Origin of the sequence: Cellulosimicrobium funkei, assembly GCF_001019615.1 — a bacterium.
Lineage (GTDB): Bacteria > Actinomycetota > Actinomycetes > Actinomycetales > Cellulomonadaceae > Cellulosimicrobium > Cellulosimicrobium cellulans_E.
In genome coordinates, this window is record NZ_JNBQ01000025.1 from 22,734 (window position 1) to 36,793 (window position 14,060).

12 protein-coding genes are annotated in these 14,060 nt (G+C 75.0%); 6 read left to right on the forward strand and 6 right to left on the reverse strand.

The genetic code is table 11. From position 1 onward, the window contains the following. Positions 1-37 precede the first annotated feature (37 nt). Complete coding sequence (locus FB00_RS15095) at positions 38-727, reverse strand: class I SAM-dependent methyltransferase (protein WP_047233753.1); 690 nt, start codon at positions 725-727, stop codon at positions 38-40. Positions 728-885: 158 nt separating this feature from the next. Between FB00_RS15095 and hflX the strand changes: the two genes are divergently transcribed. The 3 genes from hflX to FB00_RS15110 all read left to right on the forward strand — a co-directional run bounded on the left by hflX (position 886) and on the right by FB00_RS15110 (position 5,754). Continuing rightward, a complete protein-coding gene (gene hflX / locus FB00_RS15100) occupies positions 886-2,445 on the forward strand; it encodes a GTPase HflX (RefSeq protein WP_047233754.1) in 1,560 nt (519 codons plus the stop codon). 209 nt (positions 2,446-2,654) lie between these two features. Next, positions 2,655-4,694: an ATP-dependent DNA helicase gene (locus FB00_RS15105; protein WP_047233755.1), complete on the forward strand. Its 2,040-nt coding sequence runs from the start codon at positions 2,655-2,657 to the stop codon at positions 4,692-4,694. A gap of 49 nt (positions 4,695-4,743) precedes the next feature. Then, positions 4,744-5,754, forward strand: coding sequence for an L-lactate dehydrogenase (locus tag FB00_RS15110; protein ID WP_082141374.1), 1,011 nt, complete (start codon positions 4,744-4,746; stop codon positions 5,752-5,754). Between the two features lie 96 nt (positions 5,755-5,850). Here FB00_RS15110 and lexA read toward each other — a convergent pair whose 3' ends face one another. Continuing rightward, a complete protein-coding gene (gene lexA, locus FB00_RS15115; RefSeq protein WP_047233756.1) occupies positions 5,851-6,585 on the reverse strand; it encodes a transcriptional repressor LexA in 735 nt (244 codons plus the stop codon). Between the two features lie 332 nt (positions 6,586-6,917). On the opposite strand from lexA, the gene FB00_RS15120 reads away from it, so the two are divergent. Further along, positions 6,918-7,286 carry a LysM peptidoglycan-binding domain-containing protein gene (locus FB00_RS15120; RefSeq protein ID WP_231581878.1) on the forward strand — a complete coding sequence of 123 codons (369 nt, stop codon included), beginning with the start codon at positions 6,918-6,920 and terminating at the stop codon, positions 7,284-7,286. A gap of 422 nt (positions 7,287-7,708) precedes the next feature. After that, on the forward strand, positions 7,709-8,242 hold the full coding sequence (gene nrdR, locus FB00_RS15125; RefSeq protein WP_047233758.1) for a transcriptional regulator NrdR: 534 nt from the start codon (positions 7,709-7,711) through the stop codon (positions 8,240-8,242). A 62-nt stretch (positions 8,243-8,304) separates the two neighbouring features. On the opposite strand, the gene FB00_RS15130 is transcribed toward nrdR, so the two are convergent. Continuing rightward, positions 8,305-9,396 (reverse strand): aldo/keto reductase, encoded by a 1,092-nt coding sequence (locus FB00_RS15130; RefSeq protein ID WP_047233759.1) that lies wholly within the window; start codon positions 9,394-9,396, stop codon positions 8,305-8,307. Positions 9,397-9,497: 101 nt separating this feature from the next. On the opposite strand from FB00_RS15130, the gene FB00_RS15135 reads away from it, so the two are divergent. Further along, positions 9,498-9,758, forward strand: coding sequence for a DUF5302 domain-containing protein (locus tag FB00_RS15135; RefSeq protein WP_419865529.1), 261 nt, complete (start codon positions 9,498-9,500; stop codon positions 9,756-9,758). Positions 9,759-9,817: 59 nt separating this feature from the next. Here FB00_RS15135 and FB00_RS15140 read toward each other — a convergent pair whose 3' ends face one another. The 3 genes from FB00_RS15140 to FB00_RS15150 all read right to left on the reverse strand — a co-directional run bounded on the left by FB00_RS15140 (position 9,818) and on the right by FB00_RS15150 (position 13,946). Next, on the reverse strand, positions 9,818-10,237 hold the full coding sequence (locus tag FB00_RS15140) for a pyridoxamine 5'-phosphate oxidase family protein (RefSeq protein ID WP_047233760.1): 420 nt from the start codon (positions 10,235-10,237) through the stop codon (positions 9,818-9,820). Between the two features lie 118 nt (positions 10,238-10,355). Then, the gene (gene serA / locus FB00_RS15145) at positions 10,356-11,555 is read right to left on the reverse strand and encodes a phosphoglycerate dehydrogenase (protein ID WP_047233761.1); all 1,200 of its coding nucleotides are present in this window, start codon (positions 11,553-11,555) and stop codon (positions 10,356-10,358) included. Between the two features lie 96 nt (positions 11,556-11,651). After that, positions 11,652-13,946 (reverse strand): HelD family protein, encoded by a 2,295-nt coding sequence (locus FB00_RS15150; RefSeq protein WP_082141375.1) that lies wholly within the window; start codon positions 13,944-13,946, stop codon positions 11,652-11,654. Between the last annotated feature and the right edge of the window lie 114 nt (positions 13,947-14,060).

Below are 14,060 nucleotides of genomic sequence, written 5' to 3' on the forward strand. Positions count from 1 at the left end.
TCGGTCCGGCGGACCGGTCGCGACGCGTCGGTCCGGCTCAGCCCGGCGCCACGACCTCCAGGACCCGGAAGCCCTTCGCGCTCGCGGCGCGCTCGACGACCGCGCCCGGCAGAAGGGGCGGCAGCGCCTCGGCGAGCCAGCGCTGGAGCGAGTCGGACCCGAGGTTGCGCTGCACGACGAGGTGCGCGCTCGCGCCCGGCGCGAGGCGCGGGAGCCAGTGCAGCAGCATCGCGTGCAGGACGTCCTTGCCGACCCGGATCGGCGGGTTGGACCACAGGGCGGCGAGCGCGACGTCGTCGGGCACGTCGTCGGGGCCGACGGCGCGGACGTTCGGCAGGCCCAGCCGCTCCGCGTTGCGCCGCACGAGGTCGAGCGCTCGCTCGTTGACGTCGACGGCCCACACGGTCGCGTCCGGGGCCTCGAGCGCCATCGTCAGCCCGACGGGGCCCCAGCCGCAGCCGAGGTCGAGGACGTGGGCCGGGCCGGCGCCGGCCCGGGCCGCCACGACCTCGTCGAGCGGCGGGGTGGTGCGGAGCAGTACCTGCGTGCCGAGGTCGAGGCGACCGGGGGAGAAGACGCCGGACGCGACCTCGACCTCCACGTCCCGGCCTGCCAGGCGCGCCGAGATCGTGCGGCGCTCGGCGGCGGAGGCCGGCTTCGCGGTGAAGTAGTGGTCGTGCGAGCCGTCCTGCGCGGGGTCGGCGGCGGGGTCCTGGTCCTCGGTCACGTCGGCCGATCCTACGCGGAGGCGTCCCTCGACGACGCCGGCCCGGCCCCTCGGCACGGGCCTCACCCGCTAATCCGCTGGCCTCGGGACGATTTTCCGTGCCACGCTTGTTCTCCTACCACGGCGCACGAGCGCCGCTCCCTGACGAAAGGCGGCACATGAGCGCTACCCCGGCAAACACCCCAGCGACCCCCACCCCGGCTCAGGACGAGCCGACCGGCGCGACGCGGGACATCGCGAGCGACGTCGTGGCACGGGTGCTCGCTCGGGCCGGGACGGCGCGCGCCGAGGGCGGCACGGTCCACGCACAGCACGACGGCGAGCAGCTCGAGCTCGAGGAGCGCAGCGCGCTGCGCCGCGTGGTCGGTCTGTCGACCGAGCTCGAGGACGTCACCGAGGTCGAGTACCGGCAGCTGCGACTCGAGAAGGTCGTGCTCGTCGGGCTGTGGAGCCCCGGCGCCGACCCGCGCGAGGACGGCGCGCCGAGCTCCGCGGAGGAGGCCGAGATCTCGCTGCGCGAGCTCGCGGCCCTCGCCGAGACGGCGGGCTCCCAGGTGCTCGACGGCGTCATCCAGCGCCGCGCGAAGCCCGACCCGGGCACGTACCTCGGCTCCGGCAAGGCGGCGGAGCTCGCCGACGTCGTCGCCGCCAGCGGCGCGGACACCGTCGTGATCGACGGCGAGCTCGCGCCGTCCCAGCGTCGTGCGCTCGAGGACATCGTCAAGGTCAAGGTGATCGACCGGACCGCGCTGATCCTCGACATCTTCGCCCAGCACGCCAAGTCCCGGGAGGGCAAGGCCCAGGTCGAGCTCGCCCAGCTCGAGTACCTCCTCCCGCGCCTGCGCGGGTGGGGCGAGTCGATGTCCCGGCAGGCCGGCGGCCAGGTCGGCGGCGCCGGCGCGGGCATGGGGTCGCGCGGCCCCGGTGAGACGAAGATCGAGCTGGACCGCCGCCGCATCCGCAACCGCATGGCGAAGCTCCGCCGCGAGATCCAGGCGATGGCCCCGGGGCGCGAGACCAAGCGCGCCTCGCGCAAGCGGCACGCCGTGCCGTCCGTCGCGATCGCCGGCTACACGAACGCGGGCAAGTCGAGCCTGCTCAACGCGATCACGGGAGCGGGCGTGCTCGTCGAGAACGCGCTGTTCGCGACGCTCGACCCGACGGTGCGCCGCACGCGCACCGAGGACGGCCGCGTCTACACGCTCGCCGACACCGTGGGGTTCGTGCGCGCGCTGCCGCACCAGCTCGTCGAGGCGTTCCGTTCGACGCTCGAGGAGGTCGGCGACGCCGACCTGCTGCTCCACGTGGTGGACGCGTCGCACCCCGACCCGGAGGGCCAGATCGCGGCGGTCCGGCACGTCCTGGCCGACATCCCGGGCGTGGAGGACGTGCCCGAGGTGATCGTCCTGAACAAGGCGGACCTCGCGGACCCGGAGACCATCGCGCGCATCCGCCTGCGCGAGCGGCGCACGGTCGTCGTGTCGGCGCACACGGGCGAGGGGATCGAGCACCTGTGCGAGCTCATCGCGCACGAGCTCCCGCGCCCGGACGTGGAGATCGACGTCGTCGTGCCCTACCACCGTGGTGACCTCGTGCACCGCGTGCACACCGAGGGCGAGATCGACCACGAGGAGCACACGCCCGAGGGCACGCTCCTGCGGGGTCGTGTCGCCCAGGCGCTCGCGACCGAGCTCGTCGGGGTCTCGACGCAGGGCTGAGCACGTCGCGCCGGGAGGCCGGCCCGACGTCCTCCGCGACCCCGTACGGCATGCGTCGTGCGGGGTCGTGCCCGTGCCCGCGCCGTCGTCCACAGGGCGGCCGGCCCGTGGGCGCCCGACCGTAGACTCGGCGGGTGCCCCCCTCCACACGACCCGCCCCCGACCGCGTCGACGCCGAGGGGTCGGGCACGACGGCCGGCACCTCGGGTATGAGCGACGTGCCCGAGGTGGACGCGCTCCTCGACGTCGCCGTCACGCGGCTGGGCGGTGCGCGGCGCGACGGCCAGCACGCGATGGCGCGCGCGGTCACCGAGGCGATCGAGGGGTCGGAGCACCTCGTCGTCCAGGCGGGCACGGGCACGGGGAAGTCGCTCGGGTACCTCGTGCCCGCCGTGCGGCACGCCGTCGCGACGGACGAGCGGGTGATCGTCTCGACGGCGACCCTCGCGCTCCAGCGTCAGGTCATCACGCGCGACCTGCCGCTCGTCGCCGACGCCGTGGCGGACCGTCTCCCGCGGCCCGCCACGATCGCGCTGCTCAAGGGGTGGCACAACTACCTGTGCGTCCACAAGGTCGCGGGCGGGTACCCCGCCGACGAGCCGACGCTGTTCGACCTGCCGGGCGAGTCCGCGGGAGCCGCCGACCACCCCGCCGCGCGCGGCGGGACCAGCGCGGCCGCGCTCGGAGAGCAGGTCGTGCGGCTGCGGGAGTGGGCCGACGAGACGTCGACCGGCGACCGGGACGACCTGGTGCCCGGCGTGAGCGACAAGGCGTGGCGGCAGGTCTCGGTCACCGCCCTCGAGTGTCTCGGCCAGCGGTGCCCGATGCTCGCCGAGTGCTTCCCCGAGAAGGCGCGCGCGACGGCCCGCGAGGCCGACGTGGTCGTGACCAACCACGCGATGCTCGGCATCGCCGCGATGGGTTCGCCCGGCGTGCTGCCCGAGCACGACGTGCTCGTCGTCGACGAGGCGCACGAGCTCGCGGACCGGGTGACGGCAGCCGCGACGGTCGACCTGTCGGTCCCGGCGATCGAGAGCGCGGCACGGCTCGCGCGCCGGCACGGCGGCGTCACGACGGACGCGCTCGACGCGGCGTCGGCGGCGTTCGGGACGGTCGTCGGCGCTCTGCCCGCCGAGCGGTTCCCGGACGGGCTGCCCGACGCCGCGCGCTCGGCCGTCGCGGCGGTGCGCGACGCGGCGCGCGAGGTCCTCTCGACGCTCAAGCCTGAGACCGGGGTCACCAAGCCCGCCCAGCCGGACTCCGGGCTGAAGATGGCCCAGTCGACCATGCTGCAGCTCTTCGAGGTCGCCGAGCGCATGGCCGCCGACCCGACCGGGCACGACGTGCTCTGGTGCTCCCGCCCCGCCGAGGGCGGCTGGTCGGCCGACCGGTTCGGCGAGGGCGCCAGCCGCCTGCACGCCGCCCCGCTCGGCGTCGCCGGTCTCATCCGCACCCACCTGCTCGCCGAGCGGACCGGGGTGTTCACGTCCGCGACGCTCGCACTCGGCGGGAGCTTCGACGCCGTCGCGCGCACCTTCGGCCTCGGGAACGGCGGCGAGGGCGGCGACGCCGACGCGCCGCGGTGGCGCGGGCTCGACGTCGGGAGCCCGTTCGACTACGCGCGGCAGGGCATCCTCTACGTCGCCAAGCGCTTGCCCACTCCGGGCCGCGAGGCGTCGACGGAGCACCAGCTCGACGAGATCGCGGCCCTCGTCGAGGCTGCGGGCGGGCGCACGCTCGGCCTGTTCTCGTCGCGCCGCGCCGCGGTCGCCGCGGCGGAGGCGATGCGCGAGCGGCTCGACGTGCCGGTCCTGTGCCAGGGCGACGACCAGCTCCCGACGCTCGTGCGCGAGTTCGCCGCCGACCCGGCGACGTGCCTGTTCGGCACGCTGTCGCTGTGGCAGGGCGTCGACGTGCCGGGCCCGTCGTGCCAGCTCGTGCTCATCGACCGCATCCCGTTCCCGCGCCCGGACGACCCGGTGAAGTCGGCCCGGGCCCGTGCGGTCGAGGCCGCGGGCGGCAACGGGTTCATGCAGGTCTCCGCGACGCACGCCGCGCTCCTGCTGGCGCAGGGCGCCGGCCGGCTCGTGCGGTCCATGGCGGACCGGGGCGTGGTCGCGGTCCTCGACCCGCGTCTCGTGACCGCGCGCTACGGCACGTTCCTCACGCGGTCCATGCCGGGGTTCTGGCAGACGACCGACCGCGACGTCGCTACCGCTGCGCTCCGGCGCCTCGCCGCCCTAGGCTGAGTCCTTCCCGCGAGCATCAGGGAATCCAGCGAACTTTCACGGAGGCGAGATGACGACGAGCACGTCCCCGCAGGGCACCGGCGACGCGACCACGGGCGGTCCGGGAGGGGGAGCGCGGACCACCAAGCTCGCGATCGTCGGGGCCGGCGCGGTCGGGTCGACGCTCGCGTACGCGGCCCTCATGCGCGGCGCCGCGCGCACGGTGGCGCTCCTGGACGTCAACAGGGCGAAGGTCGAGGCGGAGGTGCTCGACCTCCAGCACGGCATCCAGTTCATGCCGATGGCCCGGGTCGAGGGCTCGGACGACGTCGCGGTGTGCGCGGGGGCGGACGTGGTCGTCGTGACGGCGGGGGCGAAGCAGAAGCCCGGCCAGACGCGGCTCGACCTCGCCGAGGGCACGATCGGCCTCATGCGCACGATCCTGCCCGGGCTGGTGGAGGTCGCCCCGGACGCGGTCTACGTCATGGTGACCAACCCCGTCGACATCGTCACGTACGCGGCGCTCAAGTTCTCCGGGCTGCCGCCGACGCAGCTCTTCGGCAGCGGGACGGTGCTCGACTCGTCGCGCCTGCGCTTCCTCGTGGCCCAGCACTGCGGCGTCGCGGTGCAGAACGTCCACGCGTACATCGCGGGCGAGCACGGCGACAGCGAGATCCCCCTGTGGAGCTCCGCGACCATCGGCGGCGTGCCGCTGCTCGAGTGGCCCGGCCTCGGCGGGCGGGGGCCCCTCACGGGGGAGGTCCGTGACGACATCGCGCGCGAGGTCGTGCAGTCGGCCTACCGGATCATCGAGGGCAAGGGCGCGACGAACTACGCCGTCGGGCTCGCGGGCACGCGCATCATCGAGGCCGTGCTCGACGACGAGCACCGCATCCTGCCGGTCTCGACGCTCCTGGACGGCGCGTACGGGCTCGACGACGTGTGCCTCTCGCTGCCGACGCTCGTCGACCGCCGGGGCGCCGCCGAGCGGGTCGAGGTCCCGCTGGCCGACGAGGAGCTCGCCGGCCTGCGCTCGTCCGCCGAGTCGCTGCGCGCCGTCGCCCGCCGCTTCGGTCTCTGACCGGCCGGGCCCGGCGGCCGGGCCCGAGCACCGCGAGAGCCGGGTGGTCGACGACCACCCGGCTCTCGGCGTGCTGCGGGGTCGGGCCCCGGTCGCTCAGAGGCTGCGCAGGACGGAGACGACGCGCCCGAGGACCTGGGCGTCGTCGCCCGGGATCGGGTCGTACGCGGCGTTGTGCGGCATGAGCCACACGTGGCCGTCCGCGCGACGCAGAGACTTCACCGTGGCCTCGCCGTCGATCATCGCCGCGACGATCTCGCCGTTCTCCGCGACCGGCTGGCGGCGCACGACGACCCAGTCCCCGTCGCAGATCGCGGCGTCGATCATCGAGTCGCCCTGGACCCGCAGGAGGAAGAGCTCGCCCTCGCCGACGAGCTGGCGGGGCAGCGGGAAGACGTCCTCGACGACCTGCTCCGCGAGGATCGGCCCGCCGGCGGCGATGCGACCGACGACCGGGACGTACGACGGCGCGGGGTGCGCCTCGTCGTACGCGGGCTGGGGCGCGGCGCCCGCCGTCCCGAGCGGGGTCGCGCGGCGCGCGTCGTCCGGCTGGACGACCTCGATCGCGCGGGGGCGGTTCGGGTCGCGCCGCAGGAAGCCCTTGCGCTCGAGCGTCGTGAGCTGGTGCTTCACGGACGACGGGCTCGTCAGGCCGACGGCCTCGCCGATCTCCCGCATGCTCGGCGGGTAGCCACGCTGCTCGACGCAGGCGCGGATGGTCTCGAGCACGAGGCGCTGCCGCGGCGTGAGCCCGTCACCCCCCGCCGACCCGTCCGGGAGCTCGCGCACCTCGGCGAGCCCCCGTGCCCTGTCCGTGCCTCGTGCCGCCATGGTCGCTCCGCCTTCGTCCGTCGCGGCCGCCGACGCCTCCCGGCCTGCGGCCTCCCCTCCCCGGGGCGTGCGCCTCGGGACCTCGGTCGTTCCTCCAGGTCCGAGCGGACATGTCCGGCGAACCGACCTGACACCAGGCTAGGGGAGGTTGCGACACGAATCAAACACCTGTTCGAGCATGTCTCGACTCTGTCGGTCGTTCGTGATAGACCTTCGTACAGGTGTTCTACGTACACGTGTTCGACCGACCCGGTCGGCACGGAGGCAAGAGGCTCGCGGCGTCCGATCGACCGGGGAAGGCGATCGGGCCCGCGGGCCGGGACGGAGCAGGCATGGATGCGATGGCGATCTCGGCGGTCGGGCCGCTCGGCCGCGCGGGCGGGGCTGCGGTGCCGGAGCGCGCGGGCGAGCGGCCGCTGCGGCTCACGCGGCGGGGCCGTGTGGTCCTCGTGCTCCTCGCGGCCGTGCTGCTGCTGCTCGCTGCGCGCGTGGGCGTCGCCGTCGCGAGCGCGCCGGGCGAGCCCGTGGAGGTCCGGGTCCACGTCGTCACCGCGGGGGAGACGCTGTGGGAGCTCGCGCAGGGCGTGGCGGCTCCGGGCGAGGACCTGCGGGACGTCGTGAACGGGCTCGCCGAGCTCAACGGGCTCTCGTCGTCGGGCCTCCAGGCCGGGCAGAAGATCCTCCTCCCGGCGTCCGCCTAGGGGGCGCGCGCAGCCCGTCGTCGTCGGCGGGTCCGAGTCCGGTGTGACGCAGGACACGGCAGGAAACCCTCGTGTGTCGGGTCGCAGGGGTTGCATCCCTGATTAGGCGCACCTAAGTTAGTGTCACCTCACAACGCCGGCTGGGGGGCTGGGCGGACGAGGCGAGGAGCGCGCGGTCCACCGCGACTCCTGTGCACGTCGCCGCGCGTGAGGCGAGTCACGCGCGTGATGGGGACGGGGGCGTCCCGACGGGGGCGGTCGATCACGACCGCCCCCGTTCTGCTGTCCACGGCCGGCCGCCTGTGCGCCGTCGTCCCACCCTCGGCGGGGTCCCCTCGTCGGAGGCGTGTTGCACCGCCCCGCCGCGACGGCATACGTTCGTCGCGCCGACCCGTCGGCGCGAACCCGCGGAGGAGCCCGCCATGCACTGCCCGTTCTGCCGCCACGCGGACTCCCGCGTCGTCGACTCGCGCACCTCGGACGACGGCGCGTCGATCCGTCGGCGCCGCCAGTGCCCCGAGTGCAACCGCCGCTTCACGACGATCGAGACCGCGAGCCTGTCCGTGGTCAAGCGCTCGGGCGTCACGGAGCCCTTCTCGCGCGAGAAGATCGTCAACGGCGTGCGCAAGGCCTGCCAGGGACGCCCCGTCAACGAGGACGACCTGGCGGTGCTCGCGCAGCGCGTGGAGGAGACGATCAGGGCGAGCGGCAGCGCGGAGCTCGACGCGTACGAGATCGGGCTCGCGATCCTCGGGCCGCTGCGTGAGCTCGACGAGGTCGCGTACCTGCGCTTCGCGAGCGTCTACCAGGCGTTCGACTCGCTCGAGGACTTCGAGAGCGCCATCACCTCGCTCCGGGTCGAGCGCGAGGAGCGCGAGTCGGCGGCACGGGCCGAGGGCCCGGACGGCGCCGCTCCCGCCGAGGACGTGCGCGAGGAGCCCGCGCCCCACGCCTGAGACGGCGACACCGTGCCCCGTCGTCGCTCCCGCGTCGTGGTCACCGGACCGCGTCCGCGGTGCTACAGGTCGCTGGACCGCGACGCCCAGATGTTGATGCCCGTGTCCGCGGGCAGGGCGTCGACCGCGGCGAGCTCCTCCGCGGTGAGAGCCGGCGCGTCGAGCGCGGCGAGGTTCTCGTCGAGCTGGCGTGTCGAGCTGGCGCCGAGCAGGACCGTGGTGACGCGTTCGTCCCGCATCGCCCAGAGGATCGCCGTCGTGGCGAGGCTGCGTCCGTGGGCGCGGGCGAGGCCGTCGAGCCGGCGCACGTGGTCGAGGTTCGCGTCCGAGAGGAACGCCGGACGCAGCGGCCCGCCGCGCGCCGCACGGGAGTCGTCCGGGACCCCGCGCAGGTACCGGTCGGTGAGCATCCCCTGGGCGAGGGGCGAGAAGGCCACGACGCCGAGGCCCTCGGCCCCGGCGACGTCGAGCACGGACGCCCCCGCGGGATCGTGCGGGTCGGGCTCCTCGACCCACCGGTTGAGCATCGAGTACGACACCTGGGTCACGACCAGGTCGACGCCGAGCCGCTCCGCGACGCGCAGCGCCTCCCGGGTGCGGCGCGCCGAGTAGGAGGAGATGCCCGCGTACCGCGCGCGCCCCGAGCGGACCGCCGTGGCGAGCGCGCCGACGGTCTCCTCGAGCGGCGTCGTCGGGTCGAAGCGGTGGGAGTAGAAGATGTCGACGTGGTCGAGCCCGAGGCGGCGCAGCGACGCGTCGAGGGAGGAGAGCAGGTACTTGCGCGAGCCGCCCTCGCCGTAGGGGCCCGGTCCCATGCGGTAACCGGCCTTGGTCGTCACGACGAGCTCGTCGCGGACCGGCCGCAGCTCGCGCGCGAGCAGGTGACCCAGCGACTCCTCCGCCGCTCCGCCCGGCGGCCCGTAGTTGTTCGCGAGGTCGAGGTGGGTCACCCCGCGGTCGACCGCGTGGAGCACGATCTCGCGCTGGGTCGCCCGGGGGTCGGCGTCGCCGAAGTTCTGCCACAGGCCCAGCGAGACGGTCGGCAGCGCGAGCCCGGAACGACCGAGGCGGCGGTGCGGCGGCGGGGCGCCGTCCGTGGGCGACGGCGGCGCGCTCGGTCGGGCGGCGGGGGCAGGAGAGGCGTCGGGCGGCACGGTGCCGAACCTACCGGACGCCGTCCGACGGCCGTCGGGGAGCCGGCGAGCCGGGGACAAATCAGGTGGCGTCCGGCGACGGGGTGCGGGAGGCTGGCGAGGTGCCCCGCACCGTCGGGCCGACACCGCAGTGCACGACCGAGTTCCCCATCGACGAGGAGACCGCCATGGCGTCCGACCAGCAGCGATCCGCTGCAGACACCGCACCGACCGACGAGGCCAAGGCGAAGTTCCGGGAGGCGCTCGACCGGAAGAACGCGGCGCGCCACCGCACGGCGGACGGCGAGTCCAACACCGGGTCGGTGCACGGCTCCGAGACCGTCGGCCCCGTCCAGCGCACGTTCCGCCGCAAGTCCGGCTGACCTGCGTCCCGTCGTCCGGTCGTCCCGCAACGGGGCGGCCGGACGACACGTGTCCGGGGTCAGTCCTCCGACCGGGCGAAGCGCCGTCCCGTGAGCTCACGGGCCTCGACCACGACCCACTCCTCGGTCGGCACGTCGACCGTGGGGACCAGCGGGTCCGCACCGTCCTGGACGGCGTCCACCTCGTGCTCGTTCCGGACCCGGTGGGCGGTCCCCCGGGCGACGACGCTCCACGCCCCGTCGTCGTCGACGTGGTCCCACTCGAGCGCGACGCGCTCGTTGGTCGCGAGGGTCGCGAGCTTGGTCCCCGGCACGGTGCGGAACGCGAGCGTGCGCTGGTGCGCCCGCACGGTGACGGGGTAGATGTCCGGCTCGCCCCGCACGCTCACGGCGAGGCGTGCGACGTGGGTCCCCTCCACGAGGTCCCACGACGCGTCGGCGTCGAGGATCTGCGGCCCGTCGTGCGTGTATCCGGTCATGCCTCATCGTGGCACCGACGCGGACGCGGCGCTCAGCGGCGAAGGTCATGCCGCCCGAGGACCTTCGCCGCGTGCGCCGGGCGGCCGGCGCACGCGGCGAGATCGCTCGAGGTGGGTGTCAGTCCAGGACGCGCAGGGCGATCGTCTGCTCCATCGCGGCCAGCGCGTCGATGACGGCGGGCTCGACGCGCGAGCCGACGTCGGTGACGACGTAGCCGATCTCGCCACGGGTGGCGAGCAGCTGGCCCTCGATGTTCGTGCCGTGCTCCGCGAGCGTCGCGTTGACGGCCGCGAGGACGCCCGGCGTGTTCCGGTGCAGGTGCGTGATGCGCGTGATCCCGGTGGTCTGCTCGAGCGCGAGGTTCGGCACGTTGACGCTGAGCGTCGTCGAGCCCGTCGTGAGGTAGTCGCGCAGCTTGGCCGACACGAACTGGCCGATCGCCTCCTGCGCCTCCTCCGTCGAGCCGCCGATGTGGGGCGTGAGGATGACGTTCGGCAGGCCGCGCAGCTCGGAGTCGAAGCTGTCGCCCTTGCGCTTGGGCTCCTGCGGGAACACGTCGACGGCGGCGCCGGAGACGCGACCCTCGACGATCGCCTCGCGCAGCGCGCCGTAGTCCACGACGAACCCGCGCGAGAGGTTGAGGAAGATCGAGCCCTGGCGCATGCGGGCGAACTGCTTGGCGCCGAACAGTCCGGCGTTGCCCTGGCGGCCGTCGACGTGCAGCGTGACGACGTCCGCCTGCTCGAGCAGCTCGTCGAGCGTGTCCATGCGGCGCGCGTTGCCGAGCGCGAGCTTCTCCGCCGTGTCGTAGAAGACCACGGACATGCCGAGGTTCTCGGCCACGACCGAGAGCTGGGTGCCGATGTTGCCGTAGCCCACGATGCCGAGCGTGCGGCCCCGGACCTCGTGCGCGCCCTCCGCCGACTTGTCCCAGCGGCCCTCGTGCAGCGCGCGGTCGCGCTCGGTGAGGCGGCGCGTGAGCGCGATGATCTCGGCGAGCGCGAGCTCGACCACGGAGCGCGTGTTCTGGAACGGGGCGTTGAACACGGCGACGCCCTGCGTCGCGGCGGAGCGCAGGTCGATCTGGTTCGTGCCGATGCAGAACGCGCCGAGCGCCACCAGGTCGGGGGCGTTCTCGAGCACGTTCGCGGTGACGTTCGTCTTGGACCGGATGCCGAGCAGGTGGACCCCGTCGAGGGCCTCGATCAGCTCGGACTCGTCGAGGGCGCCGGTGCGGACGGTGACGTCGATCCCCGCCGCCTCGAGGTTCGAGGCAGCGAGAGGGTGCAGGTTTTCAAGGAGGAGGGCGCGTAGCACGATCCCATGGTGCGCCCGGTCCGCGGTCCGGACCAAACGGGTCTTGACCCTCGGGACGAGGTGAACGCCCGACCCGCGCGGCCCGGACCCGACGCCTCACGGGGCGACGCGGGCACCGCCGTCCGCGTCCGTGCTCACCCGCATGCTCACCCCGGCGCCCGCTCGCGTCTCGGCGCCCGGCGCGCTGCCGGCGACGCCCGCGGGGAGCGCGCGGGCGTGCACGACGACCAGGCGCTGGGTCGGGCGGGTCATGGCGACGTAGAGGTCCGACGCGCCGGACGGGCCGGTCGCGACGTCGGAGGGCTCCACGAGCACGACGGCGTCGAACTCCAGCCCCTTCACCTGCACCGGGTCGAGCACCGTGACCGGGGCGTCCGGACCGGCGTCCTCGAGGCCGAGAGCGACGCGCAGGTCCGCGACGGCCGGAGCGGCGGCGACGACGGCGACGCGCCCCGACTCCGCGGCGACGAACTCCGCGCGGGCGGCCTCGGCCTCGGCCCGGACCAGGGCGGCGAGGTCGGCGGGCGCCGCCTCGACGACGCGCAGCGCGTCCTCCACGTCGCGCGCGGACGTCAGCGGCGAGACCGGCAGCCCGGCGGCGAGGGCGGCGCGCCGTGCGGCGTCGGCCACGGTCGCCGGGGTGCGGTAGTTGACGGTCAGCTCCGCGAGGCGCCACGCGTCGCGGAACACCGGGTCGAGCATGCCCTTCCACGAGCGCGCGCCCGCGAGCGACGACGTCTGCGCGACGTCGCCGACGACGGTGAACGAGCGCGTCGGGCACCGGCGCACGAGCATGCGCCACGCCATCGCCGAGAGCTCCTGCGCCTCGTCGACCACGACGTGCCCGTACGTCCACGTGCGGTCCTGCGCGGCGCGCTCGGCCGTCGTGAGGCGTGGGCCGCTCGCCGAGAAGCGCTCGGCCAGCACGTCCGCGCCGACGATCCCGCCGCCGGCGCCCGACGACTCGAGCACCTGACGTGCGTACTCCAGGTCCTGCGCGCGCTGCGCCGCCCGGGCGGCGGCCTCGGCCCGCTCCGCCTGGTCGTCCTCGCCGAGCAGCTCGGCGGCCTCGTCGAGGAGCGGGACGTCCGCCGGGGTCCACGGTGAGCCCTTCGGTCGCTCCAGCAGGCGGCGGTCGGCCGGCGAGAGCTCGGGCGCCGCCTCGGCGAGCCGGTGCGGCTTGGTCCAGAGGTCCTCGACGAGGCGCTCCGGCGTGAGGGGCAGCCACGCGAGGTTGAGCGCGACGCGTACGTCCCGATGGGAGCGCAGGTCCTCGAGGGCGAGCGCGCGGTCCTCGCCGACGAGCGGCTCGCCGAGCTGGCGGCCGTACTGGTCGACGAGCCGCGAGAGCATCTCGCGGACGAAGGTCACGCGCGCGAGGTTGTGCGGCTTGTGCGTGCGCCGGGCCTTGGCGATCGCGTCGCGGACGTCGCGGCGCCGGATCAGCAGGTCGTGGCCGTCCAGGCGCACCGGGACGTCCGCCGCGGGCACGCGCTCGCGCGCCCGCACCGCGCGTCGCACCGCCCGGGCCATGACGGCCCGGCCCTTGACGCGGGCGACGCGGGGGTCCTCCGCGCCGTCGGCGACGACGCCGGGGAGGAGGTCGGCGATCGTCGTGCTGACGACCCCCGTCTCGCCGAGCGACGGCAGCACCTGGTCGATGTAGCGCAGGAACGAGTGGCTCGGACCGACGAGAAGGACGCCCGAACGCTCCAGCACCCTCCGGTGCGCGTAGAGCAGGTACGCGGCGCGGTGCAGGGCGACGGCCGTCTTGCCCGTGCCCGGGCCGCCCTGCACGACGAGCGCCCCCGCCAGCGCGGACCGGATGATCGTGTCCTGCTCGGACTGGATCGTCGCGACGATGTCGCCCATGCGGCCGGTGCGGCCCGCCGCCATCGCGGCGAGGAGCGCGCCCTCGCCCGAGAGCGTCGTCCCGGTCACGGCCTCGGGCGCGTCCAGGTCCAGGAGCTCGTCCTCCAGACCCGTCACGTCCCGCCCGCGCGTCACCAGGTGCCGCCGCCGGACGACGCCGTCGGGGTGGGCCGCCGTCGCACGGTAGAACGACTGCGCCGCGGGCGCGCGCCAGTCGGTGAGGAGGCTCGTGTGCTCGGCGTCGGTCAGGCCGATGCGCCCGACGTAGCGGCGCGTGCCGTCGTCGAGGTCGAGCCGGCCGAACGCGAGCCGGTCCTCGACGGCGTCGAGCTGCGCGACGCGGTCCTCGTACAGCGTCGCGAACGCGTCGCGCTCGCTCCGGTTCTGCGGCGAGCCGGACGGTCCGGACCGACGGACGCCGTCGAGCCGCGCGCGGGCGGCGGCACGCAGCTCGTCGAGGCGCGCGTAGAGGGTGTCCACGACCTCCTGCTCGAGCCTGAGCTCGTCGTTGCGTCCCACGCTGTCCCTTCCCTCGGCCGGGCGTCGCGCCCGAGCGCACGCCCGTGACACGGCCGTCCATTATGGCCCACGGGCGCCCGGCCACGGACCGGTCCTCGGCGCGTCCCGCACCCG

Bases quoted from the DNA above. Each gene is read 5' to 3' on its own strand.
- hflX (WP_047233754.1), top strand. From the start codon at position 886: ATGAGCGCTACCCCGGCAAACACCCCAGCGACCCCCACCCCGGCTCAG.
- FB00_RS15105 (WP_047233755.1), top strand. From the start codon at position 2,655: ATGAGCGACGTGCCCGAGGTGGACGCGCTCCTCGACGTCGCCGTCACG.
- FB00_RS15110 (WP_082141374.1), top strand. From the start codon at position 4,744: ATGACGACGAGCACGTCCCCGCAGGGCACCGGCGACGCGACCACGGGC.
- lexA (WP_047233756.1), bottom strand. From the start codon at position 6,585: ATGGCGGCACGAGGCACGGACAGGGCACGGGGGCTCGCCGAGGTGCGC.
- FB00_RS15120 (WP_231581878.1), top strand. From the start codon at position 6,918: ATGGATGCGATGGCGATCTCGGCGGTCGGGCCGCTCGGCCGCGCGGGC.
- nrdR (WP_047233758.1), top strand. From the start codon at position 7,709: ATGCACTGCCCGTTCTGCCGCCACGCGGACTCCCGCGTCGTCGACTCG.
- FB00_RS15140 (WP_047233760.1), bottom strand. From the start codon at position 10,237: ATGACCGGATACACGCACGACGGGCCGCAGATCCTCGACGCCGACGCG.